At 56.9% G+C, this 23744-nt stretch carries 24 protein-coding genes; 21 read left to right on the top strand and 3 right to left on the bottom strand.

The genetic code is table 11. The annotated features are described in order from the left end of the window. Positions 1–11 precede the first annotated feature (11 nt). The 5 genes from ACIOMO_RS16970 (at position 12) to ispD (ending at position 5094) form a co-directional block, all read left to right on the top strand. Positions 12–1643: a CTP synthase gene (locus ACIOMO_RS16970; protein WP_401242433.1), complete on the top strand. Its 1632-nt coding sequence runs from the start codon at positions 12–14 to the stop codon at positions 1641–1643. A gap of 5 nt (positions 1644–1648) precedes the next feature. Continuing rightward, entirely contained in the window at positions 1649–2494 is an 846-nt protein-coding gene (gene kdsA, locus ACIOMO_RS16975) for a 3-deoxy-8-phosphooctulonate synthase (RefSeq protein ID WP_401242248.1), read from the top strand. 156 nt (positions 2495–2650) lie between these two features. After that, positions 2651–3940 (top strand): phosphopyruvate hydratase, encoded by a 1290-nt coding sequence (gene eno, locus ACIOMO_RS16980; RefSeq protein WP_007908839.1) that lies wholly within the window; start codon positions 2651–2653, stop codon positions 3938–3940. A gap of 171 nt (positions 3941–4111) precedes the next feature. After that, complete coding sequence (gene ftsB, locus ACIOMO_RS16985) at positions 4112–4390, top strand: cell division protein FtsB (RefSeq protein WP_003222158.1); 279 nt, start codon at positions 4112–4114, stop codon at positions 4388–4390. Beyond that, entirely contained in the window at positions 4387–5094 is a 708-nt protein-coding gene (gene ispD / locus ACIOMO_RS16990; RefSeq protein ID WP_053117650.1) for a 2-C-methyl-D-erythritol 4-phosphate cytidylyltransferase, read from the top strand. Before ftsB ends, ispD begins: the two co-directional genes overlap by 4 nt. Before the next feature lie 131 nt (positions 5095–5225). Here the strand turns inward: ispD and ACIOMO_RS16995 are convergent, their stop codons facing one another. Continuing rightward, entirely contained in the window at positions 5226–6122 is an 897-nt protein-coding gene (locus ACIOMO_RS16995) for a LysR substrate-binding domain-containing protein (RefSeq protein WP_212549600.1), read from the bottom strand. Between the two features lie 116 nt (positions 6123–6238). Here ACIOMO_RS16995 and ACIOMO_RS17000 point away from each other — a divergent pair, with 116 nt between their 5' ends. The 8 genes from ACIOMO_RS17000 to rpoS all read left to right on the top strand — a co-directional run bounded on the left by ACIOMO_RS17000 (position 6239) and on the right by rpoS (position 13448). After that, positions 6239–7351 carry an S-(hydroxymethyl)glutathione dehydrogenase/class III alcohol dehydrogenase gene (locus ACIOMO_RS17000; RefSeq protein WP_007908835.1) on the top strand — a complete coding sequence of 371 codons (1113 nt, stop codon included), beginning with the start codon at positions 6239–6241 and terminating at the stop codon, positions 7349–7351. A gap of 65 nt (positions 7352–7416) precedes the next feature. Beyond that, positions 7417–8262, top strand: coding sequence for an S-formylglutathione hydrolase (gene fghA / locus ACIOMO_RS17005; protein ID WP_053117654.1), 846 nt, complete (start codon positions 7417–7419; stop codon positions 8260–8262). 44 nt (positions 8263–8306) lie between these two features. After that, the gene (ispF, locus tag ACIOMO_RS17010; protein ID WP_401242254.1) at positions 8307–8780 is read left to right on the top strand and encodes a 2-C-methyl-D-erythritol 2,4-cyclodiphosphate synthase; all 474 of its coding nucleotides are present in this window, start codon (positions 8307–8309) and stop codon (positions 8778–8780) included. Beyond that, the gene (truD, locus tag ACIOMO_RS17015; RefSeq protein WP_401242257.1) at positions 8777–9835 is read left to right on the top strand and encodes a tRNA pseudouridine(13) synthase TruD; all 1059 of its coding nucleotides are present in this window, start codon (positions 8777–8779) and stop codon (positions 9833–9835) included. The genes ispF and truD overlap by 4 nt, the downstream gene beginning before the upstream one ends. After that, complete coding sequence (gene surE, locus ACIOMO_RS17020; RefSeq protein WP_008081730.1) at positions 9823–10572, top strand: 5'/3'-nucleotidase SurE; 750 nt, start codon at positions 9823–9825, stop codon at positions 10570–10572. The genes truD and surE overlap by 13 nt, the downstream gene beginning before the upstream one ends. A gap of 41 nt (positions 10573–10613) precedes the next feature. After that, entirely contained in the window at positions 10614–11249 is a 636-nt protein-coding gene (locus ACIOMO_RS17025; RefSeq protein WP_172680082.1) for a protein-L-isoaspartate(D-aspartate) O-methyltransferase, read from the top strand. A gap of 212 nt (positions 11250–11461) precedes the next feature. Further along, a complete protein-coding gene (locus ACIOMO_RS17030) occupies positions 11462–12331 on the top strand; it encodes a peptidoglycan DD-metalloendopeptidase family protein (RefSeq protein WP_053117660.1) in 870 nt (289 codons plus the stop codon). A 190-nt stretch (positions 12332–12521) separates the two neighbouring features. Beyond that, positions 12522–13448, top strand: coding sequence for an RNA polymerase sigma factor RpoS (gene rpoS / locus ACIOMO_RS17035; protein WP_371925982.1), 927 nt, complete (start codon positions 12522–12524; stop codon positions 13446–13448). A 599-nt stretch (positions 13449–14047) separates the two neighbouring features. Here the strand turns inward: rpoS and fdxA are convergent. Both fdxA and mutS read right to left on the bottom strand, forming a co-directional pair. Further along, positions 14048–14371, bottom strand: coding sequence for a ferredoxin FdxA (fdxA, locus tag ACIOMO_RS17040; RefSeq protein ID WP_008077096.1), 324 nt, complete (start codon positions 14369–14371; stop codon positions 14048–14050). A 163-nt stretch (positions 14372–14534) separates the two neighbouring features. Continuing rightward, positions 14535–17105, bottom strand: coding sequence for a DNA mismatch repair protein MutS (gene mutS, locus ACIOMO_RS17045; protein ID WP_212549791.1), 2571 nt, complete (start codon positions 17103–17105; stop codon positions 14535–14537). 209 nt (positions 17106–17314) lie between these two features. On the opposite strand from mutS, the gene ACIOMO_RS17050 reads away from it, so the two are divergent. The 8 genes from ACIOMO_RS17050 to ACIOMO_RS17085 all read left to right on the top strand — a co-directional run bounded on the left by ACIOMO_RS17050 (position 17315) and on the right by ACIOMO_RS17085 (position 23701). Continuing rightward, positions 17315–18043, top strand: a complete 729-nt coding sequence (locus ACIOMO_RS17050) for a DNA-binding protein (protein ID WP_159813119.1) — start codon at positions 17315–17317, stop codon at positions 18041–18043. Then, positions 18010–18501 (top strand): hypothetical protein, encoded by a 492-nt coding sequence (locus ACIOMO_RS17055; protein ID WP_401242263.1) that lies wholly within the window; start codon positions 18010–18012, stop codon positions 18499–18501. Before ACIOMO_RS17050 ends, ACIOMO_RS17055 begins: the two co-directional genes overlap by 34 nt. A gap of 639 nt (positions 18502–19140) precedes the next feature. Further along, a complete protein-coding gene (locus tag ACIOMO_RS17060) occupies positions 19141–19521 on the top strand; it encodes a DUF1090 domain-containing protein (RefSeq protein ID WP_159813125.1) in 381 nt (126 codons plus the stop codon). 51 nt (positions 19522–19572) lie between these two features. Beyond that, positions 19573–19755: a hypothetical protein gene (locus tag ACIOMO_RS17065; protein ID WP_401242266.1), complete on the top strand. Its 183-nt coding sequence runs from the start codon at positions 19573–19575 to the stop codon at positions 19753–19755. Positions 19756–19830: 75 nt separating this feature from the next. Continuing rightward, a complete protein-coding gene (locus ACIOMO_RS17070) occupies positions 19831–20568 on the top strand; it encodes an XRE family transcriptional regulator (RefSeq protein ID WP_053117672.1) in 738 nt (245 codons plus the stop codon). Between the two features lie 578 nt (positions 20569–21146). Further along, the gene (locus ACIOMO_RS17075) at positions 21147–21302 is read left to right on the top strand and encodes a Com family DNA-binding transcriptional regulator (protein ID WP_371925983.1); all 156 of its coding nucleotides are present in this window, start codon (positions 21147–21149) and stop codon (positions 21300–21302) included. Positions 21303–21359: 57 nt separating this feature from the next. Beyond that, the gene (locus ACIOMO_RS17080) at positions 21360–23033 is read left to right on the top strand and encodes a colicin-like pore-forming protein (protein ID WP_401242269.1); all 1674 of its coding nucleotides are present in this window, start codon (positions 21360–21362) and stop codon (positions 23031–23033) included. A 119-nt stretch (positions 23034–23152) separates the two neighbouring features. Then, positions 23153–23701 (top strand): hypothetical protein, encoded by a 549-nt coding sequence (locus tag ACIOMO_RS17085; RefSeq protein ID WP_401242272.1) that lies wholly within the window; start codon positions 23153–23155, stop codon positions 23699–23701. Positions 23702–23744: the final 43 nt, after the last annotated feature.

Consider the following 23744-nt stretch of genomic DNA (forward strand, 5'->3'; position numbering starts at 1 on the left):
TAGGGTTTTTCATGACGCGCTACATATTCGTCACGGGCGGTGTGGTTTGTTCTTTGGGGAAAGGCATTGCATCGGCTTCATTGGCAGCCATCCTGGAGGCGCGGGGACTTAAGGTCACCATGCTGAAGCTGGATCCGTACATCAACGTTGACCCGGGCACCATGAGCCCGTTCCAGCACGGCGAAGTGTTCGTCACCCACGACGGCGCCGAGACCGACCTGGATCTGGGCCACTACGAGCGGTTCATCCGCACGACCATGACCCAGAACAACAACTTCACCACTGGCCGTGTTTACGAACACGTGCTGCGCAAAGAGCGCCGTGGTGATTACCTGGGTGCAACCATCCAGGTGATTCCGCACATCACCGACGAAATCAAGCGCCGCATCATCAAGGGTGCTGGCGACGCTGACGTGGCGATGGTTGAAATCGGTGGCACCGTCGGTGACATCGAGTCGCAACCGTTCCTCGAAGCGATCCGCCAACTGCGTTTCGAAGTCGGCGCCAAGCGCGCGATGCTGATGCACCTGACTTTGGTGCCGTACATCGCCACTGCCGGCGAGACCAAAACCAAGCCAACCCAGCACTCGGTGAAAGAACTGCGTTCGATCGGCCTGCAGCCAGACGTACTGGTGTGCCGTTCCGATCACCCGATCGACATCTCATCGCGTCGCAAGATCGCTCAGTTCACCAACGTTGAAGAACGTGCGGTGATCGCGCTGGAAGACGCCGATACCATCTACAAGATCCCGGGCATCCTGCACTCGCAGGGTCTGGACGATTTCGTCGTTGAGCGTTTCGGTCTGCAGTGCGGCAGCGCTGATCTGTCCGAGTGGGAAGCGGTGGTTGACGCCAAGCTGAACCCGGAACACGAAGTGACCATCGCCATGGTCGGCAAGTACATGGAGCTGCTGGACGCCTACAAGTCGCTGATCGAAGCGATGAGTCACGCCGGTATCAGCAACCGCACCAAGGTCAACCTGCGTTACATCGATTCCGAAGACATCGAAAACCAGGGCACCGCGCTGCTCGAAGGTGTCGACGCGATCCTCGTACCGGGCGGCTTCGGTCTGCGCGGCGTGGAAGGCAAGATCACCGCCGTTCAGTACGCTCGTGAGAACAAGGTTCCGTACCTGGGCATCTGCCTCGGCATGCAAGTGGCGGTCATCGAGTTCGCCCGTAACGTGATGGGCTGGAAAGACGCCAACTCCACCGAGTTCGATCGCGCCAGCGGCCACCCGGTTGTGGGTCTGATCACCGAATGGGAAGACGCGACCGGCGCCGTTGAAGTGCGTACCGAAGCGTCCGATCTGGGCGGCACCATGCGCCTCGGCGCTCAGGAATGCCTGCTCGAAGCCGGCTCCAAGGTGCACGACTGCTACGCCAAGGATGTGATTGTCGAGCGTCACCGTCACCGTTACGAAGTGAACAACAAGCTGCTGCCACAACTGATCGAAGCCGGCCTGAAAATCTCCGGTCGCTCGGCTGACGCAGCGCTGGTTGAAGTGGTAGAAGCGGCCGATCACCCATGGTTCGTCGCTTGCCAGTTCCACCCTGAGTTCACCTCGACACCACGCGATGGCCACCCGCTGTTCAGCGGTTTCGTCAAAGCAGCGTTGGCTCAACACCAGAAGAAGGCGTAACCCCGATGGCACAGAAGATCATCCGCGTCGGCGACATCGAGATTGCCAACGACAAACCCATGGTGCTGTTCGGCGGCATGAACGTGCTGGAAAGCCGTGACATGGCCATGCAGGTTTGCGAAGAGTACGTAAAGGTCACCGAAAAACTCGATATCCCTTACGTGTTCAAGGCCAGTTTCGACAAGGCCAACCGGTCTTCTGTGCATTCGTATCGTGGCCCTGGCCTGGAAGAAGGCATGCGCATCTTCCAGGACATCAAACAAGCCTTCGGCGTACCGATCATCACCGACGTCCACGAGCCTGATCAGGCCGCGGTCGTTGCTGAGGTCTGCGACATCATTCAACTGCCGGCCTTCCTGTCGCGCCAGACCGATCTGGTCGTCGCAATGGCCAAGACCAACGCAGTGATCAATATCAAGAAAGCCCAGTTCCTCGCGCCTCAGGAAATGAAACACATCCTGAGCAAGTGCGTGGAAGCGGGTAACGATCAACTGATCCTCTGCGAGCGTGGTTCGAGCTTCGGCTACAACAACCTCGTGGTCGACATGCTCGGCTTCGGCATCATGAAGCAGTTCGAGTACCCGGTTTTCTTCGACGTGACCCACGCGCTGCAAATGCCTGGCGGTCGTTCCGACTCCGCTGGCGGTCGCCGTGCGCAGGTGCTGGATCTGGCCAAGGCCGGCATGAGCCAGTCGCTGGCGGGTCTGTTCCTCGAAGCGCATCCGGATCCGGACAATGCCAAATGCGACGGCCCTTGCGCCTTGCGTCTGGACAAACTGGAGCCATTTCTGGCCCAGCTCAAAGCTTTGGACGAACTGGTGAAGAGTTTTCCGACGGTAGAAACCGCGTAACACTCAATTCTCCGGTAAAGTACCGCACGATTTGTCGCACATGCCCTCGGGCATGTGCGTTGTCGTCTGCAAGCTGCCCGCTGCACACCACTTGCCGACGGTAAAAAGATTTCCTCTAGCTGCGTCGTTTTAGTCAACATTGGAGTGTTTACAACAATGGCAAAAATCGTCGACATCAAAGGTCGTGAAGTTCTCGACTCCCGTGGCAATCCCACCGTGGAAGCGGATGTGCTTCTCGACAACGGCATCATCGGCAGCGCTTGCGCGCCGTCCGGTGCATCCACTGGCTCGCGTGAAGCGCTCGAGCTGCGTGATGGCGACAAGAGCCGTTATCTGGGCAAAGGCGTACTGAAAGCAGTCGCCAATATCAACGGCCCGATCCGCGATCTGCTGCTGGGCACCGACCCAAGCGACCAGAAAGCGCTGGATCACGCGATGATCAAGCTCGACGGTACCGAAAACAAAGCGACCCTGGGCGCCAACGCCATCCTCGCCGTGTCCCTGGCTGCGGCCAAGGCTGCTGCACAGGATCAGGATCTGCCGTTGTACGCACACATCGCCAACCTGAACGGCACTCCGGGTGTTTACTCGATGCCGGTGCCGATGATGAACATCATCAACGGTGGCGAGCACGCCGATAACAACGTCGACATCCAGGAATTCATGGTACAGCCGGTTGGCGCCAAGTCTTTCTCGGAAGGTCTGCGCATGGGCACCGAGATTTTCCATCACTTGAAAGCTGTGCTGAAGGCCCGTGGCCTGAGCACTGCCGTTGGCGACGAAGGCGGTTTCGCACCGAACCTGGCGTCCAACGAAGACGCGCTGAAAGTTATCTCCGAAGCGGTGGCCAACGCCGGTTACAAGCTGGGCACTGACGTGACCCTGGCGCTGGACTGCGCGGCGAGCGAATTCTACGAAGACGGCAAGTACAACCTGTCCGGCGAAGGCCAGGTGTTCACCGCTGAAGGTTTCGCTGATTACCTGAAGGGCCTGACCGAACGTTATCCGATCATCTCGATCGAAGACGGTCTGGACGAGTCCGACTGGGCTGGCTGGAAAATCCTCACCGACAAGATCGGCGAGAAGGTGCAACTGGTGGGCGACGACCTGTTCGTGACCAACACCAAGATCCTGAAAGAGGGCATCGATAAAAACATCGCCAACTCGATCCTGATCAAGTTCAACCAGATCGGCACTCTGACCGAAACGCTGGAAGCCATCCAGATGGCCAAGGCTGCCGGTTACACTGCAGTGATCTCGCACCGTTCGGGCGAAACCGAAGATTCGACCATCGCCGACCTGGCTGTGGGCACCTCGGCTGGCCAGATCAAAACCGGTTCGCTGTGCCGTTCCGACCGCGTTTCCAAGTACAACCAACTGCTGCGTATCGAAGAGCAGTTGAATGGCAAAGCCAAGTACAACGGTCGCTCCGAGTTTCGCGGTTAAGCCGTAGATGGTAAAAAGACACCGGATTGTGTCGGAAAAGTCGTGACAGCGATGGATTTGCCACTAATCTGATGCCTTATATGCACAAGCCTGGATCTTCCAGGCTTCGTGCTATCAGATGCTTCAAAGTTTTGGCATGGCTGTCTTTTTTCACTGGATACCTGATATTCGATGCGCAGTCCCTACTGGTTGTTTCTCGTTTTGCTCTTGCTGCTGGCCGGTCTGCAGTACCGCCTGTGGGTGGGCAATGGCAGTCTGGCGCAAGTCGCCGAGCTGAATCAGCAGATTGCTGATCAACACGCCGAGAACGAAGCCCTGCTGGAGCGCAATCGGGTGATGGACGCTGAAGTCAGCGAGCTGAAGAAAGGCATGGAGACCGTTGAAGAACGCGCTCGCCATGAGTTGGGCATGGTCAAGGACGGCGAAACCCTTTACCAGTTGGCCCAATGATCAATTCCCTGCCGGCCTTCTGGGCCGTGATTCCTGCCGCGGGCGTCGGTGCCCGAATGGCCGCGGATCGTCCCAAGCAATACCTGCAACTGGGCGGACGCACAATTCTCGAACACAGCCTCGGCTGTTTCCTCGATCACCCAAGCCTGCAAGGGTTGGTGGTCAGTCTTGCAGTTGATGATCCCTACTGGCCGAACCTGGCGTGCGCAAGCGACTCGCGAATTCAGCGGGTTGACGGCGGGGCCGAGCGATCGGCTTCGGTGCTCAATGCCTTGCTGCACTTGCATGCGCAGGGTGCCGATGATGACGATTGGGTGCTGGTGCACGATGCGGCGCGGCCGAATCTGAGTCGCGATGATCTCGACAAGTTACTTGCTGAACTGATGGATGACCCGGTCGGCGGTTTGCTCGCCGTGCCGGCACGCGACACGTTGAAGCGGGTCGACAAGCACGGTCGTGTGCTTGAAACCGTCGATCGCAGCGTGATCTGGCAAGCGTATACGCCGCAGATGTTTCGTCTCGGGGCGTTGCATCGGGCGCTGGCGGACAGCCTGGTCGCGGATGCCGTGATTACTGATGAAGCGTCAGCGATGGAGTGGGCGGGGCTGAAGCCGCGACTGATCGAAGGGCGCGCGGATAACCTCAAGGTGACGCGGCCGGAAGATCTGGAGTGGTTGCGCCAGCGTTGGGCGAATCGCCGCTGAGTGTTGTGGCGTTTGTCAGATTGCCTTCGCGAGCAAGCCCGCTCCCACATTTGACCGTGTTCGACAGGTAACTGCGATCAAATGTGGGAGCGGGCTTGCTCGCGAAAGCGATAGCCCAAGCGACGCATAACTCAGCTCCGATATTCCGGCCGCTCAGCCAATCCCTCCTTCAAAAAATCCACCAACTTGCGCACCTTCGGCGACAGATGCCGTTGCTGTGGATACAACGCCCACACCGCCGTATTCGGCGGCTGATGCGCCTCCAGCAGTGAAATCAACGCGCCACTGTGCAGATGCTCCAGTACGTAATAATCCGGCAACTGACACAACCCGACGCCCTGCAACGCCGCGTCCAGCACCGCTTGCCCACTGTTGCAGCGCCAGTTTCCCTGCACCCGCTGAGAAAATTCTCGCCCGTTCTGTTCCAGTTGCCAGATGTCCGAGCTGCCGATCAGGCAATTATGCCGGCTCAATTCCGACAAACTATGTGGGCGTCCATACCGTTCCAGGTAGGACGGTGATGCGCACAGGTACATGCGCCGGGGTGCCAGCCGTGCGGCGACCAATCGTGAGTCCTGTAACCGACCCAGCCGAATCGCCAGATCCAGTCCTTCATGCACCAGATCGAGTTGGCGATTGCTCAGCTCGATATCGATGCGCAACTGCGGATACAGCCCCATAAACCGTGTCACCAACGGCACGATAAAGCGTTCGCCGTACGCTACCGCGCAGGTCATGCGCAGCATGCCTTTTGGTTCGCTGGTCAGGTCGCCGACCGCGCGCAATGCTTCCTCACGACCATCCTGCAAACGTTGGCAATGCTGGAGGAAAGTCTGCCCGGCCTCGGTCAGCGTCACCCGGCGGGTACTGCGATAGAGCAGACGCGTCTGCAAACGCTCTTCCAGTCGTACGATTTGTCGACTGACGTGGGAGGAAGAAACCCCAAGGCGTTCGGCCGCAGCGGTGAATTGGCTGCACTCGGCGACGGCGACGAACTCGTCGATGCCTTCCCAGCGGTTCTCGGACATTGGATTATCCCTGTACGGCAATAATATTTTGCATTTGTCCGGATTATTCATCAGCCAGCGCTGAACTACACTCGCTGTCTGGTTTTTTTATTCATTGGATTCACTGGAGAGTCAGCATGATCAAGTCGCGCGCCGCCGTTGCCTTCGAGGCCAAAAAGCCGCTGGAAATCGTAGAAGTCGATGTCGCCATGCCCAAGGCCGGTGAAGTATTGCTGCGCGTCGTCGCTTCCGGTGTTTGCCACACTGACGCCTACACCCTGTCCGGCGCTGACCCGGAAGGTATCTTCCCGTCGATCCTTGGCCACGAAGGTGGCGCCATCGTTGAAGCGATCGGCGAGGGCGTAACCTCGGTTGCCGTTGGCGATCACGTGATTCCGCTGTACACCCCGGAATGTGGCCAGTGCAAATTCTGTAAGTCGGGCAAGACCAACCTGTGTCAGGCGATTCGCGCGACTCAGGGCAAAGGTCTGATGCCGGACGGCACCTCGCGTTTTTCCTACAAGGGCGAAACGATTTTCCACTACATGGGTACTTCGACATTCTCGGAATACACCGTGCTGCCGGAAATCTCCGTAGCGAAGATTTCCAAAGACGCCCCGCTGGAAAAGGTTTGCCTGCTCGGTTGCGGCGTTACCACCGGCATTGGCGCAGTGCTCAACACTGCCAAGGTGAAACCGGGTGACACCGTGGCCATCTTCGGTCTGGGCGGTATCGGTTTGTCTGCGGTGATCGGCGCCGTGAAAGCCAAGGCTGCGCGTATCATCGCCATCGACATCAACCCGGCCAAGTTCGAGATCGCCAAGCAACTCGGTGCCACCGACTGCGTGAACCCGAAAGATTTCGATCGCCCGATTCAGGAAGTGATCGTCGACATGACCGATGGCGGCGTCGACTTCTCCTTCGAATGCATCGGCAACGTGCAATTGATGCGCGCCGCGCTTGAGTGCTGCCACAAAGGTTGGGGCGAATCCGTCATCATCGGCGTGGCCGGTGCCGGCCAGGAAATCGCCACCCGTCCATTCCAGTTAGTCACCGGTCGCGTCTGGCGCGGTTCGGCATTCGGCGGCGTGCGCGGCCGTACCGAGTTGCCAAGCTACGTCGACATGGCGCAAAGCGGCGAGATCCCGCTGGATACGTTCATCACCCACACCATGGGCCTGGAAGACATCAACAAAGCGTTCGACCTGATGCACGAAGGCAAGAGCATCCGTACCGTCATTCATTTCTGATCAATCGCCGGGATATGGCGACACGTCGTGAAGGCGTGTTGCCGTGACCGCGTAGGAGTCTTTACATGAGTCTGGAAAACATCTCCTGTCAGAAAAGTTTTGGCGGCTGGCACAAGCGTTACCGCCATCGCTCCGATGTGCTCGGTTGCGACATGGTGTTCGCCGTGTACCTGCCGCCGCAAGCGGAGCAGGGCGGCAAATTGCCGGTGCTGTACTGGCTGTCCGGCCTGACCTGTACCGACGAGAACTTTATGCACAAGGCTGGCGCCCTGCGCATGGCCGCCGAACTTGGTTTAATCATCGTCGCGCCCGACACCAGTCCGCGTGGCCCGGATGTGCCGGGCGATCCGGATGGCGCCTGGGATTTCGGTCTCGGTGCCGGCTTCTATCTGAATGCCACGCAGGAGCCGTGGTCGCGGCACTATCGGATGCATGACTACGTCGTGCAGGAATTGCCTTCATTGGTTGAAGCGCATTTCCCCGCGTCGGACAAACGCAGCATCAGCGGTCATTCCATGGGTGGCCACGGTGCGCTGGTCTGTGCGCTGCGCAACCCGGGACGTTACCAATCGGTGTCAGCCTTTTCGCCGATCAATAACCCGATGGATTGCCCGTGGGGGCAGAAAGCATTTTCGCGTTATCTGGGCGAGGATCGTTCGAAATGGAAAGAGTGGGATGCCTGCGCACTGATCGCTGAAGCGGATGAACAATTGCCGCTGCTGGTCGATCAAGGTGATCGCGACGACTTCCTTGAAAAACAGCTGAAACCCGAAGCCCTGCAACAAGCGGCAAAACAAGCGGGCCATCCGCTGACATTGCGTCTGCAACCGGGCTACGACCACAGCTATTTCTTCATCGCCAGCTTCATTGACGACCACTTGCAACATCATGCACGCGCCCTCAAGGGCTAATGCGGGTAGAATCACGCCCTGACAAAAATCGGGGCGTTTTTTTTATGCGTATTGGCCACGGCTATGATGTGCATCGTTTCGCTGAAGGCGATTTCATTACTCTGGGCGGCGTGCGCATTGCACACAGCTTCGGGCTGCTCGCTCATTCCGACGGTGACGTCCTGCTGCACGCCTTGAGCGATGCCTTGCTCGGTGCTGCGGCGCTGGGTGATATCGGCAAACACTTCCCGGACACCGACCCGCAATTCAAGGGCGCCGACAGCCGCGCGCTGCTGCGTCATGTGGTCGCGCTGATCCATGTCAAAGGCTGGAAAGTCGGCAACGTCGACAACACCATCGTTGCCCAGGCACCGAAAATGGCCCCGCATATCGAATCGATGCGCGCGCTGATCGCGGCGGATCTTCAAGTTGAGTTGGATCAAGTGAACGTGAAAGCTACCACCACCGAAAAGCTTGGCTTTGTCGGTCGCGAAGAAGGCATCGCTGTGCACTCCGTTGCCTTGTTGCTGCGCGCATGAATGAACTGCAACTGCTCGGCCCGCGTGCCTATGGCGAACCCCTCGGCACGGCGGTACTGAAAGCCATCGCTGAAGATTTTCAGGTTGATGAAGTCCTCGACATCCCGTTCAGCGGCGACGGTGAACACCTGTGGATCTGGGTCGAAAAGCGTGGCCTCAACACTGAAGAAGCTGCACGGCGTATTGCCAAGGCTGCCGGCGTGCCGTTGCGCACCGTCAGCTATGCCGGCCTCAAGGATCGGCAGGCGCTGACCCGTCAGTGGTTCAGCGTGCAATTGCCGGGCAAGGCTGATCCGGATCTGTCGGCGGCGGAAAACGACACGCTGAAGATCCTCAAGACCACGCGCCACAAGCGCAAGCTGCAGCGCGGCGCACACTCGGCCAACGGTTTCACCTTGCGCCTGACCCAGTTCGCTGGCGACAAAGACGCGATCGAACAACGTTTGCAACTGATCGCCCGGCAAGGCATTCCCAATTATTTCGGCGCCCAGCGTTTCGGCCATGACGGCGGTAACGTCGTTGATGCGCGCGGATGGGCGGCGCGCAAAGCCTTGCCGGAGCAGCGCAACGTGCGTTCGCGACTGCTGTCGACGGCGCGTAGCTTTCTGTTCAATCAGGTGTTGGCGGCGCGTGTGGCCGATGGCACCTGGCAGCAAGCGCAAGTCGGTGATCTGCTCGCGTTCACCGACAGTCGCAGCTTTTTCCCCGCCGGTGAAGCTGAATGCAGCGACCCGCGTCTGGCGATTCTCGATCTGCATCCGACCGGCCCGCAGTGGGGCGAAGGTGACTCGCCGACCGCAGGCGTTGTCCATGAACTGGAGCAGGGGATTGCCGCGCGCGAAGCGGAGCTGCGCGATTGGTTGATTCACGCCGGCATGAGCCACGAGCGTCGCATCCTGCGGCTGCCCATTGGCGGGTTGACGTGGCATTATCCCCAGCCTGACATTCTGCAACTGGAATTCGTCCTCCCGGCCGGATGCTTTGCCACCGTATTGGTGCGCGAGCTCGTTGATCTGGTGCCGGTGGGGCAGACGGACAGCCCATGCGTATTCTGATTTCTAACGACGATGGGGTAACCGCACCCGGTCTCGCCGCGCTTTATGCTGCGCTGGCGGATTACACCGAATGCGTGGTTATCGCCCCGGAGCAGGACAAAAGCGGCGCCAGCAGTTCGCTGACGCTCGACCGTCCGTTGCACCCGCAATACCTGGCCAACGGCTTTATCAGCCTCAACGGCACCCCGACCGACTGCGTGCACCTGGGCCTCAATGGCTTGCTGGAACGCCAGCCGGACATGGTGGTGTCGGGGATCAATCTCGGCGCCAATCTCGGTGACGATGTGCTGTATTCCGGAACCGTGGCAGCGGCCCTTGAAGGGCGCTTCCTCGAACGTCCGTCGTTCGCTTTTTCGCTGGTCTCGCGTCAGGTGGATAATCTGCCGACAGCGGCGTACTTCGCGCGCAAACTGGTCGAGGCCCACGCCGGGCTCGATCTGCCGCCGCGCACGGTGCTCAACGTGAACATTCCCAACCTGCCAATCGATCACATTCGCGGCATTCAGCTGACCCGTCTCGGCCATCGCGCTCGGGCAGCGGCGCCGATGAAAGTGGTCGATCCGCGTGGCAAGGCCGGTTACTGGATTGCTGCCGCCGGCGACGCTGAAGACGGCGGCCCGGGCACCGATTTCCATGCGGTGATGCAGGGCTACGTTTCCATCACCCCGTTGCAGCTTGATCGCACCTTCAACGATGCCTTCAGAAGTCTCGACGGCTGGCTGGAGGGACTGCGCTGATGGCTCGCGAACACGACGACAGACTGCGCAGCGGCATCGGCATGACCTCCCAGCGCACGCGGGAGCGCCTGATCCAGCGTCTGTATGAAGAAGGCGTGTCGAACGCCAAGGTACTCGAAGTGATTCGCCGCACGCCGCGTCATCTGTTCGTCGATGAAGCGCTGGCGCATCGCGCATACGAAGACACGGCACTGCCGATCGGCCACAACCAGACCATTTCCCAGCCTTATATGGTGGCGCGCATGAGCGAGCTGCTGCTCGAGGCCGGGCCGCTGGATAAAGTGATGGAGATCGGCACCGGTTCCGGTTACCAGACGGCGGTGTTGTCGCAACTGGTCGAGCGAGTTTTTTCGGTTGAGCGGATCAAGGTTTTGCAGGATCGGGCCAAGGAACGTCTGGTCGAGCTGAACCTGCGCAATGTGGTGTTTCGTTGGGGCGATGGCTGGGAAGGCTGGCCGGCTCTGGCGCCGTACAACGGCATCATCGTAACCGCCGTGGCCACCGATGTGCCGCAAGCCTTGCTGGATCAATTGGCCCCGGGCGGGCGCATGGTGATTCCGGTCGGCTCCGGCGAAGTTCAGCAATTGCTGTTGATCGTGCGTGAAGAAAACGGTTTTTCCCGTCACGTTCTGGGGGCGGTGCGCTTCGTTCCATTGCTCAACGGGCCGTTGGCCTGAGCATTTGTTCGCTGCTGTTGAATTCCTTTCAACGGCTCCGGTCTTACACCGGCGATAGCGGATTAAACGTAGCGTATTGCCAGCTGGCAAACGTGTGCGCGAAGCGATTTCGCTTCATTAAGGGTAAAGCCGAATCTGCCCGTTATACTTGCGACAGTTCATGCCGAAATCCGGCATTCCAAATTTTTCAGCCACCACAAAGGGAGCGGCGGGTGAGTCTCACAGTCATTGCGCAGCGTATGGGTAACACGAGCTTTCAGCGCCTGGTGACTGGCCTTGTCTTGAGCACCTTGCTGGTCGGTTGCTCCAGCACCAAATCGAGCAACGTGAGTGTCGTCGATCGCAACAAGGCGGTCGCCCAGCGTCCGACAGTGACGACCGGGCAGTACGTAGTCCGTCCGGGCGATACGATGTTTTCGATCGCTTTTCGCTACGGCTGGGACTACAAAGCCCTCGCCGCCCGGAACAATATTCCTACGCCGTATACGATCCATCCGGGTCAGACAATTCGCTTTGACGGGCGCACCGGTTCAACGTCGAGCGCGGTGGTAAGCAACTCGAGTTCTTCGCCTTCTTCGTCGAGCAAAACCACGGTAATCCGGCGCCAGGCGAATGGCACGACGACCACCACAACCACCGGTTCTACGGGCGCTGCACCGTCCGTCGCGAATAAGCAAACGCCCGCTCCGATGCCTCCTGCAGGCCCGGCCCCGACCGGCTGGGGATGGCCATCTAATGGCATTCTCATTGGAAAATTCTCTTCAAACGGTAGTTTGAATAAAGGAATTGATATCGCCGGGGATTTGGGACAGCCTGTTTTAGCTGCGTCTGATGGGACGGTGGTTTACGCCGGGAGTGGCTTAAGGGGCTACGGCGAATTAGTCATCATCAAACACAGCGAAACCTACGTCAGTGCTTACGGTCACAACCGCAGGCTGTTGGTTCGGGAGGGTCAGCAGGTCAAGGTCGGACAGACAATTGCCGAAATGGGGTCAACGGGTACAGACCGGGTGAAACTGCATTTTGAGATTCGCCGCCAAGGTAAACCTGTAGATCCACTGCAGTTCCTGCCACGACGTTGATTTGTCATCCAGCCTGTTCCGTCGCGTAGAGGGGACAGGCTCCAGCGTTGCCAAGGATAAAGGCGTCGCTTGAGCTTGGGGTCGAACTCACCAAAGGACTATAACAATGGCTCTCAGTAAAGAAGTGCCGGAGTTTGACATCGACGATGAGGTTCTCCTTATGGAGGCCGGCATCGATTCGGATTCTTCGATGTCGAATGATGAAGGGGCTGCACCGCCTTCCGTTCGTTCCAAATCCAGACAATCTGCGACACTCAAACAGCATAAGTACATCGACTACACGCGGGCACTCGATGCTACGCAGCTGTATCTCAACGAAATCGGCTTTTCCCCATTGCTCTCTCCGGAAGAAGAAGTTCATTTTGCGCGCTTGTCGCAAAGTGGCGACCCTGCCGGACGCAAGCGCATGATCGAAAGTAACCTGCGGCTGGTGGTTAAAATCGCCCGGCGTTACGTCAATCGAGGCCTGTCGCTGCTGGATCTGATCGAAGAGGGCAACCTCGGACTGATCCGCGCGGTGGAAAAGTTCGACCCCGAGCGCGGCTTCCGCTTCTCGACCTACGCCACCTGGTGGATTCGTCAAACCATCGAGCGCGCCATCATGAATCAGACCCGGACCATCCGGTTGCCGATTCATGTGGTCAAGGAGCTCAACGTGTACCTGCGGGCTGCACGGGAGCTGACGCAAAAACTCGACCACGAACCTTCACCCGAAGAAATCGCCAACCTGCTGGAAAAACCGGTGGGCGAGGTCAAGCGCATGCTCGGCCTCAACGAACGGGTTTCTTCGGTCGACGTCTCGCTGGGTCCGGATTCGGATAAAACCCTGCTGGACACTCTGACGGATGATCGTCCGACCGATCCATGCGAACTGCTGCAGGATGACGACCTGTCGCAGAGCATCGATCAATGGCTCTCGGAACTGACCGACAAGCAGCGCGAGGTGGTGATTCGCCGCTTCGGCCTGCGCGGCCACGAGAGCAGTACGCTGGAAGATGTAGGCCTGGAGATCGGCCTGACGCGCGAGCGGGTGCGGCAGATCCAGGTAGAGGGCCTCAAGCGCCTTCGCGAAATCCTTGAGAAGAATGGCCTGTCGAGCGAGTCGCTGTTCCAGTAAGCGCCTCACACGACCGCCCGCAAAAAGCCCCGACTGGTTCGGGGCTTTTTGTTGCCTGCAGCTTTTGATGTTGTTGTTGTTGTTGTTGTTGTTGCTGCTTTTGTAGGAGCTGCCGAAGGCTGCGATCTTTTGACTTTGATTTTAAAAAGCAGAATCAAAAGATCGCAGCCTTCGGCAGCTCCTACACGGGAGGGTTTGTAGTTTGCTGCTGTAAGCCTTGGCTTACTCTTTCGTAGGTGTTCGTTATTTTTACACTTCGGCAGACGCCCATTCAGTCAGTCCGCGATCGGTAACCTACTGACTAGTAGGCTTATTTTGAAATATGAAGCGGTTATGAAAAACGATTTCAGCACGGAAGGCCGATTGCCCCCGCCGCATAACCCTCTAGTATTCAGGTTGTGTCGACGGACAGACACACCCTTCAAGGAAGAGGGGGATGGACATCGCAGGATGCGATTCATCAGGACGATGAAAAGGAATACAGGGATTAGGGAAAAAATGTGGGCGGGTCAAACCGCCCCTTTTTTTGCCCGCAGAAAAGTAAATCGCAGACAAACAAAAAGGCCCGCAAGGGGCCTTTTATTCGAGCGCGTGACAGATCAGCGTTCGAGGTCTTTGATCTTGCCTTTGACGCCATCCCACTCTTCGGCATCCGGCAGCGATTCTTTCTTCTCGGTGATGTTTGGCCAGATTTCAGCCAGATCAACGTTCAGCTGGATGAACTCCTGCATCTCTTCCGGAACTTCGTCCTCGGAGAAAATGGCCACGGCCGGGCATTCTGGTTCGCACAGGGCGCAGTCGATGCACTCATCCGGGTGAATCACCAGGAAGTTCGGGCCTTCGTAAAAGCAGTCCACCGGACAGACTTCTACGCAGTCGGTGTACTTGCACTTGATGCAGTTGTCGGTGACGACGAAGGTCATTTCTAATTTTCTCCTCAGGCGGCGGCAGCGTTGCCCCTTCACGGTTGGGGTCGCCAGGTTCGGGAGCGATACCTGCTGGCCAGGCTATTAGCCAGCAGCATCCCAAACCGCGCGAGATTCTAACAGCTTGAAGCCGTTTGCGTTATATCCGCTTCTTCAGTGCTTATATCCGGTTCTTCAGGGCATAGAGCATTTCGAGCGCACGGCGTGGTGTCAGGTCGTCCAAATCCAGTTTAGCCAGCTCATCGAGAACCGGGTGCGGCAGGCTGGCAAACATATCGCTTTGCTGCGGCGTCGCCGGTTTGCCCTTGGCCGCCGGTTTCGGCGCTTCATGGGGCAACGCGGTCTCTTCCAGTCGGCTCAGGTGCTCGCGGGCACGCACGATCACTTCGCTTGGCACACCGGCCAATTGCGCCACCGCCAGGCCGTAGCTCTGGCTGGCAGGCCCCGGCAGCACGTGGTGCAGGAAGACGATGCGTTCGTTGTGCTCGGTCGCATTGAGGTGAACGTTCGCCACCAACGGCTCGGCTTCCGGCAGCACGGTCAGTTCAAAGTAGTGAGTGGCGAACAGCGTGTACGCGCGTAGATGCGCCAGACGCTCAGCCGCCGCCCATGCCAGCGACAGACCGTCGAAGGTGCTGGTGCCGCGACCGACTTCGTCCATCAGCACCAGACTGCGTTCGGTGGCGTTGTGCAGAATGTTGGCGGTTTCGCTCATCTCGACCATGAAGGTCGAACGGCCACCGGCGAGGTCATCGCTGGAACCGATCCGCGTGAAGATGCGGTCGACCAGCGACAGTTCACAACTGGCCGCCGGCACGAAGCTGCCAATGTGCGCCAACAGCACGATCAAAGCGGTTTGCCGCATGTAAGTGGATTTACCGCCCATGTTCGGGCCGGTGATCACCAGCATGCGCGTGTTGTCATCCAGGCTCAGGTCGTTGGCCACGAACGGCGTGGTCAGCACTTGCTCGACCACCGGGTGACGACCCTGAGTAATGCGCATGCACGGCTCGCTGACGAAACGCGGGCAGTTCAGATCGAGGTTCAGCGCACGCTCGGCGAGGTTGCTCAGCACGTCCAGTTCGGCCAGCGCCGCAGCGGTGTCCTGCAACGGTGGCAACTGGCTGATCAAATCTTCCAGCAGCGCTTCGTAGAGCATTTTCTCCCGGGCGAGGGCGCGGCTCTTGGCCGACAGCGCCTTGTCTTCAAACTCTTTCAGCTCAGGCGTGATGAAACGCTCAGCGCCTTTCAGGGTTTGCCGGCGAATGTAATCCGCTGGCGCCGACTCGGCCTGCTTGCTCGGCAACTCGATGAAGTAGCCGTGAATGCGGTTATAGCCGACTTTCAGGTGGCTCAGGCCGGTACGGGCCTTCTCGCGGGCTTCCAGATCGATAAGGAACTGGCCGGCGTTTTCGCTCAGCGATTGCAGCTCGTCGAGTTCGCTGTCGTAACCGGTTTTCAACACGCCGCCGTCACGGATTACCGCCGGCGGGTTGTCGATGATGGCTTTGGCCAGCAGCGCCGCGAGTTCCGGGTAAGTGCTGGTGGTGGTCGCCAGACCTTGCAGGTGCGGCGCTTCCAGATCGGTCATCGCCACTTGCAGTTCAGGCAGGGCGCCGAGGGCGTCGCGCAGACGCGCGAGGTCACGAGGACGGGCATTGCGCAGGCCGATCCGCGCAAGAATCCGCTCGATGTCGCCAATTTCCTTGAGCTGTGGCTGCAGCTTTTCGAAACGGTAGCGATCGAGCAGGCAAGTGATCGAGGTCTGGCGCGCCAACAACACGGTCAGGTCGCGTAACGGACGATTCAACCAACGCGTCAGCAGACGGCTGCCCATCGCGGTCTGGCAACGATCGACCACCGATTGCAAAGTGTTGTCGCGGCCACCGGCCAGGTTAGTGTCGAGCTCGAGGTTGCGACGGCTCGCGCCGTCGAGCACCACGGTGTCATCGAGACGTTCGTGACGCAGGCTGCGCAAATGGGGCAGGGCGGTGCGCTGGGTTTCTTTGGCGTAGGCCAGCAGGCAACCGGCAGCGCCGATGGCCAGCGTCAGATTCTCGCAACCGAAGCCTTTCAGATCCTGAGTGGAAAACTGTTGGCAGAGACTTTTCAGCGCCGAATCACGCTCAAAATCCCACGGCGCACGACGACTGACGCCACGGCGTTTTTCCGCCGGCAGGTCACGTGGCCAGTCGTCCGGGATCAACAACTCAACCGGATTAACCCGCTCCAGTTCCGCCAGCAGGTTTTCCCATCCCTTGATTTCCAGCACGCTGAAGTTGCCGCTGGTGATATCCAGTACGGCCAGACCAAACAGTCGCTCGTCCCCCAACAGCGCGGCGATCAGGTTGTCGCGGCGCTCATCGAGCAGCGCCTCGTCGCTGACCGTTCCCGGCGTGAGAATCCGCACGACCTGACGATCAACCGGGCCTTTGCTGGTGGCCGGGTCGCCGACCTGCTCGCAAATCACCACGGATTCGCCGAGCTTGACCAGTTTCGCCAGATAACCTTCCGCCGCGTGGTAAGGAATCCCACACATCGGAATCGCCTGCCCCGCCGACTGCCCGCGCGCGGTCAGGGTGATGTCGAGCAACTTGGCAGCCTTCTTCGCGTCTTCGTAGAAGATCTCGTAGAAGTCGCCCATGCGGTAGAACATCAGCTGATCCGGGTGCTGATTCTTCAGCCGCCAGTACTGCTGCATCATCGGAGTGTGGGAGGACAGATCTGAAATTGCTTTATTCATCAGAGGTTTAGCTATACCGAGAAAATGTGTCGGGGCAGAGGTGCAGGCCCCTGAGTTGATTCAGTGGGCGGAGTATGAAGTTTTTTTGAGGTGGATGCAGCAACGCGCCGCCGCTCGGGTCGGCATTGTGTCCTATAGTGCCGAAAAGCTATCGAATCATCGGAGTTCGTGGGTTGAAGGTCAGTTGAGGAAGCGGCGTGGAACAGTCTGAAGGCATCGGCTCGGGATCGTCATCGAGCGATTGTTACTACGATGCAGAAAAAATGACCCTCACTCGGGCGCAGCAGTCGGTCATTCTGGGCAGTAATGAGAGTGATCTGTTGCTGGCGTTGATTGCCGGGGTGACGGACAAGGAGCAGCTGATTTCGCGGGTCTGGGGTGAGCGCGGGCTGGTGATTTCCGACAGCAGTTATTACAAGACGCTGCACATGCTGCGCACGCATTTTGCTGATGTTGGTTTGCCGCGTGACAGTCTCAAGACGTTGCCGCGCCGGGGCGTGGTGCTGTTGTGTGAGATCCGTTTGATCAGCGCAGAGGTGCCTGAATCCGTACCCGCAGCGCCGGCAGTCATCTCGGTGACGAAGCCGCGGCGCCGCTATTGGCGTTTTCTGCTGCCTGCATTGGTTGTACCGGCTATCGCGCTTCCTTTGTTTTACGCCTACCTGATGTTTAAAAAACCAGCCGACCTGGAAGAGTGGAAACTCATCTGGCAAGACGGTGATGCGCAGTTGTATGTGGAAGAAAGTGAAAAAATGTCCAAGGACGAGATTGTAAAAGCACTCGGCGAGTTTGAACCGCCCATTGTGTTATCCGACATTAATTATTATGTAAGAAAGCCGCTCTCCCAGTTATTGATCAAGTGCGTCAAGCCTGAAAGTAAAGGGGAGGCCATATGCGTGAATTACCAGCTCGTTGGAAAAAAATAATCGCATTGATGGCAATCGCCTCTGTGTTGGTTTTCGGTGGACTGGTGGTCAGGGATTTCTACTTGATCAATCGTGATATTCCACGTGCACCGTGTTTTGCTTCTATCGACTTCGTTCATACCCATGATCACAAAGTCCGCTGGCATGGTGTCGGTGATATGACGATTGATCCAAAGGAAGGCGCTCTCTATGTGTATTACGTAGTGAAAACGCCAGAGGGGAAAGTTTATACCTATGATCGAAAGTTCGGTATTGCGCTAACGCATCTGGATACTTCAAGGTTCCTGTTCAAAACCCGTTCAGTAGTAAAATTCGACGCCGATACCGCTGGAGATGAACTGCCGTTTATGGAGCGAGGCTTTCAAGGCGGCATGGTCACGTTCAATTATTTCTCCGATGCCGAGTACTACTACAATATCAACAACCTGATCAATGGTGTCTGCCACGTCCCTCGCTGACTCAGCCCCCGGCGCGACTAAGTAAGACTGAGTAAGACGCCAGTAAGGCCACGACAGCCCCACATTGTTAATGTCATTCCCCGTAGGAGCTGCCGAAGGCTGCGATCTGTTGATCTTGCTTTAAGAAGATCAGGATCAACAGATCGCAGCCTTCGGCAGCTCCTACAAAGGAAGCGATTCAAGCCAACAGCCTCTGCGACGGCACCGAAGAGTCCGCGCAGTTCGGCTGTTTTTATTGCCTTGAAGAATGTGACGATGTTTAGAGTGTTGAGGGGTTTTATACATGCTCTGGTTTTGCGTGCGCAGTAGTTATGGCGTTCAGGCTCCAGCCTGGAAACGATCAATTGCGATAAACAGACAAGGCACTGTGTTTATTGCGGCGGCGGTGGGTGGGAAAGAAAAAGAGGTAAGTATTTCCACACTGTCAGAACGGATCCCGGTGTTACTGTGTTTTGATCATGTTTATGTGCCGATGGCGTGGATGGTTGAACACTTTCCTATGTGCAAGGCACGTTGTCGCGACATGGTCATTGCAGCATTAACTGCGATACAAAGAAACTTGAATTGTCGCGATGCCTGGTCTCGCGTCAGTTATCTCCGTGGGCATTATGGCGAGAGAAGTTACTTGGGGTATGCCTCATGAAACTGAGTCTTTTCTGCAGTCTGTCCCTCGCAGTCAGCGGCGTATTTATCATTGAAAACTCATTCGCCGACTCGCGACAAAGTTGCGCCGAGCGCCGCGCTGAACTTATTCGCCAAATAGACCGTGCAGAAGCGGCGGATAACGTTTATCGCCAGGCCGGACTTGAGCAGGCGCTGGCCAATGTCGAGCGTTATTGCCGAGAGCCTTCTGCCGAGGATGATCATTCAAGAGCGATTCGCAAGGCCGAAGCCGAAGTGCGGCGCCGACAAAACCATTTGAAAGCAGCGCGTCAGTACGGCGATGTGAAAGTCATCAAGAAGCACGAAGCCAGGCTCGAACGCGCCGAGGAAAAATTGCAGCGGCTTGTGGATGAGTGACAGCCGCCGTTGTGAACGACGTATGTGTCAATGACATCAGGAAACCTTCCAATGAAAACCGCAGTGATCTTCGTTTCAATCTTTACCTCAGCCATTTTGCTCACCGGCTGCACCGCCACCGATTGGGTACACGCCGCCGGTGGCATCATGGGCGCCAAAGACGATTACGACAAAAAGGCGCGCAATGATCGGATCAAACGCGCCAACGCGGCGGCTCGACGCGTCAAATATTGATTTATGCGTTTTTTATGCGCTTTTTATGCAATTCGGCATTTGTCTTGAGATAAAACTTCAAGCACTATGCGCGTTATGCAAAAACGCAATGTAGCAACCGTCTTAAGAGCACTGCTTGATCAGCACGGGATCTCCCCCACGGAGCTTCACCGTCGCACCGGCGTGCCGCAATCCACTCTCTCGCGAATTCTCAGCGGGAAGATCGTCGATCCCTCGGATAAACATATCTCGAAGATCGCCGAGTACTTCGCCGTGAGCACCGACTTGTTGCGCGGGCGCGCGGATGCGCCGCCGGCGAGCGCTGGCGCGCGCAACAATGATGTGCACGCGGAACTCAAGGACATAAGCCTGTGGGACGACGACACACCGGTCGATGATGACGAGGTGTCGGTACCGTTTCTTCGCGAGGTTGAATTGGCGGCTGGATCAGGAAGATTCATCGTGGAAGAGAGCGAGCGCTCTAGTCTGCGCTTCGGCAAGCGCAGCTTGCGCCATAACGGTGTGCAATTCGACCAGGCCAAATGCGTGACCGTGCGCGGCAACAGCATGTTGCCGGTGCTGCGTGACGGCGCCACCGTCGGTGTCAACGCCGGCAAATGCGGCATTGGCGACATCATCGATGGCGACCTTTATGCAATCAACCACAACGGTCAATTGCGGGTGAAGCAACTCTATCGCCTGCCCACCGGTATCCGTTTGCGCAGCTTCAATCGTGACGAACATCCGGACGAGGACTACAGCTTCCAGGAAATCCAAGAAGAGCAGATCGTCATCATTGGTCACGTCTTCTGGTGGGGCATGTACGCCCGATAAGCAGATCGCCGTCAGATAGAACCCGCCCTCAGCGGGTTTTTTTTCGCCTCGAAAAAGCCACCAAGACCTTTAACCACGCGGCTTTTCATGCGCTCGTGCATTTCTTGTGCATAAATAAATGCATTTATGCATTGACTGTATATGCATCCATGCATATTCTTGTCACCAAGCCGCTCGACAAAGCGGCTGGCAAGACAAGCTCTTTAGTTCGACAAGAACAGGCAGCGATGAACCGGCCTCAACGGTTCAGAGGGTTGGCAACTGACCCGGGTGTGCAGCGTAAAGCACCAGAAGCAGTTATCCGGCGGGCAGGGACCGCGGTCGGAAAAACAATCTGAATGGACTCGTACCGCGCCAGTAGCGCCGAAAAGTCAGCTTCCTTCCGGGTTACAGGAATTGAAGGAAGGCGAAGGAGCGCATTACTGAAACGCCTGGCGGGGGACTGCCGGGCTTTTTGGAATGCCTATCTCTCGCAAGCCGGTCGGACTGTTGAAATTCCATCTATGGGACAGCATGAGAGATGGCGGGTCGCAGGTGGCAGGTGCGATTGGCATGACACCCTGCACAAACAAAGGGACTTGCACATGCTAACGGAATGCAGATGTGGAAAGTGCAACAAGCTTCTGGCCCGGGCGGGACGGTATAGCGAAATACAAATCAAGTGTCCACGCTGTGGAACCTTGAATAACATGAAGACCGATGAGTCTCGAACAGCGCCAGAGAGCGGAAGTTGAGTAATACATGCTCGACTTCATCAAGTGCATGTTTGCACAAGATATTCGGAGATTGTCATGGCTGGTCCAATTCTGCTTGATACAAGTTTTGTATACCCTGATAACAAATATGACCCTGTTCGAGACTGGGGCAATGGCGGTGGTTACAACTTCATTCCTGGTAATTATGTCGGTATGCCGGTATTTACTTCGCATCAAATGAGCACGGTGATGGGACGGCTCAACACCTCCATCTCCTATACGGTTGCATTTACCAATGCGATTCTGAAGCCAGTGCAAGATCAGTATGCCGCGGACTCGCAGGCGTTGGCAGCATCCATTGAAGCTCAACTGGCGGCGACGCGACTGGAATTTGGAACTAATAGTCTACCTCCCGTCGAAGCGGTAAAACGCGAGATGTCCGTCCGCCAGACACTTGTCACACGTAAGGCAGCGGCCTATCAGGCGGATGCCGCTACGGCGAATAGTTTCTTCGGCAGTGACCCGTTACCAAAAACGCAAAATGAAATCGCACTCAAGTCGTTTAATAATTTTGAAAAAGGCAAGATTCAGTATGCCGACTCGTTGAAGGCATGGGAGCGTTCCTATCGGGCAGCCTATTCAGCAAAGTTGCATGCCGATACGGTCACGGCGTTGAACACCCAATACACGTCTGTTCTTCGTTTTCTTGATGCTTTGCAACTGACGGAGAACCAGGCTGCCGTAAAAGAAGCCACCATGTGGGCAGAGATTCGTGCCTGGGGCGAAAAGCTGACTGCGCGACGCAATCCCATCGTCAATCAATACAACGCTGATGTCGCGGCTGTCGAACCCAAAGTGCAGTCCGAACTTGATGCCGAAAACGCAAGGATAGGACCTCTCCCGCAGCAAACGGCTGGTGAGTGGGTCAGCCGTGCATTGGCTGTCGTCAATGTGCTGTCGCAGCGTAAGTACGATTCCTTGAAGGCTTTGAATTTCGCGCTGTCGCAGTATCCCGGCGTGGATTTCAAAAATAGCGATCTGAAGGGTTTCCTCGAACGGGCAAGGGACGGAAAATTGCCTTCCGATGCTGCTTTCGAGCACGAACTTTCATTGATCAGTACGGCGTATCGTGCCGACGTCATCACGCGGGAAATAAACAGCCTGGAGGGCAGACTGCCTGCGCTTAATACCGCGCAAGCCTATCTGGAGGCAGAGTCTTTGAAGGATGGTCTGAGCTTTCTGGCAGACACCAATGAGGGGATTCTGACTAAATACGGCGAGCGTATGAGTAAGGTTGCCCGTGATCTTCAGAGCAATATTTCCGGGAAGAAAATCCGCAGCTACAACGACGCCATGGCGACATTTGAAACGGTTCGCAGCAATCCGCGGGCAAAGCTCAGTGGCCAGGATTCCAAAGCCGTCGCCGATGCTCTGAAGGCACTTGATAAAGCCACTTTTGCAGCCAATTTGACGCGACTGGGTAAAGCCTTCGGCGTGGTTGGGAAGATTGTTCAGGGAGAAGCTATTCGACAGAAAGCAGTTTCTGGTTATGAGACCGGTGACTGGAAACCGTTGGGTCTCGAAATCGAATCGATGGCGGTCGGCACTGCTGCCGCGTCTGCAGCGGGAGCATTGTTGGCCGTGGTTTTGGCGCTCTTCGGTATCCCTGCTATCGTTTCCATTCCAGCAGTTGCAGTGCTGATGGCATTAATCTCTGCGTACATTGACGCGGCGAAAGTTGATGAAATCAATGGCTATTTTTTTAAATAGCATTATGCCGGACTAGCGAAGTCTGTTAGACCGGAATTTGCCCTCGGTGTTTTCGCGCCGAGGGCACTGGTCAATAACAAGGGGGAGTCGTGAGGGTTTCAGGTAAACGCTTCATTAAAATGAAAATTCCGGTGGTCTTGCTCTTGCTGTCCTGGGCGCCTTTGTTTGTTTTTGCGTTCTTTATTTCTGACGATGCACGCAGCGGAATTTTTTCACTGCCCCGGTCAATAGTCGACGGCTATTGGCTGACAGGGGCTGGTTTTATTTCTTCAAGATTTTATACCCTGTCCAGTACTGTGGTTAATTATATAGGATGGTTGTCTCCATTTTTTTCTGTTTTGTTTACTTGTCTGGTTGTGAAGAACTCATTGTTCGAGGATGCCGAGTATGAGGAGAGCTCTCTTTTCAAGATGATGTCTTTGTTGGCGGGTTGGGTGCTTCTGATGATTTTGGTTTTTTGGATGCTTTATATGCGCGAAACTGATCTGGCTCATGCTCGCGCGCCCCTGTCTTTATTTGGTCGCAATCCGATCGCCTACATTCTGTTCTCATGCGGTGTTATGTTTTTACTGAATGTGATGGTGCTGTCCACGTATTTGCTCTTTCGGCATTTACCTGTCGTTATAGGTCATCGATTGAGCAAAAAGAATTCCCCGCCTCTGCAATGAGGCGCTGACAACCGAATGTCCTTAACTCGTAGATTAGAAAAGC

Origin of the sequence: Pseudomonas sp. NPDC087804 (assembly GCF_044742965.1) — a bacterium.
Taxonomy (GTDB): domain Bacteria; phylum Pseudomonadota; class Gammaproteobacteria; order Pseudomonadales; family Pseudomonadaceae; genus Aquipseudomonas; species Aquipseudomonas rustica.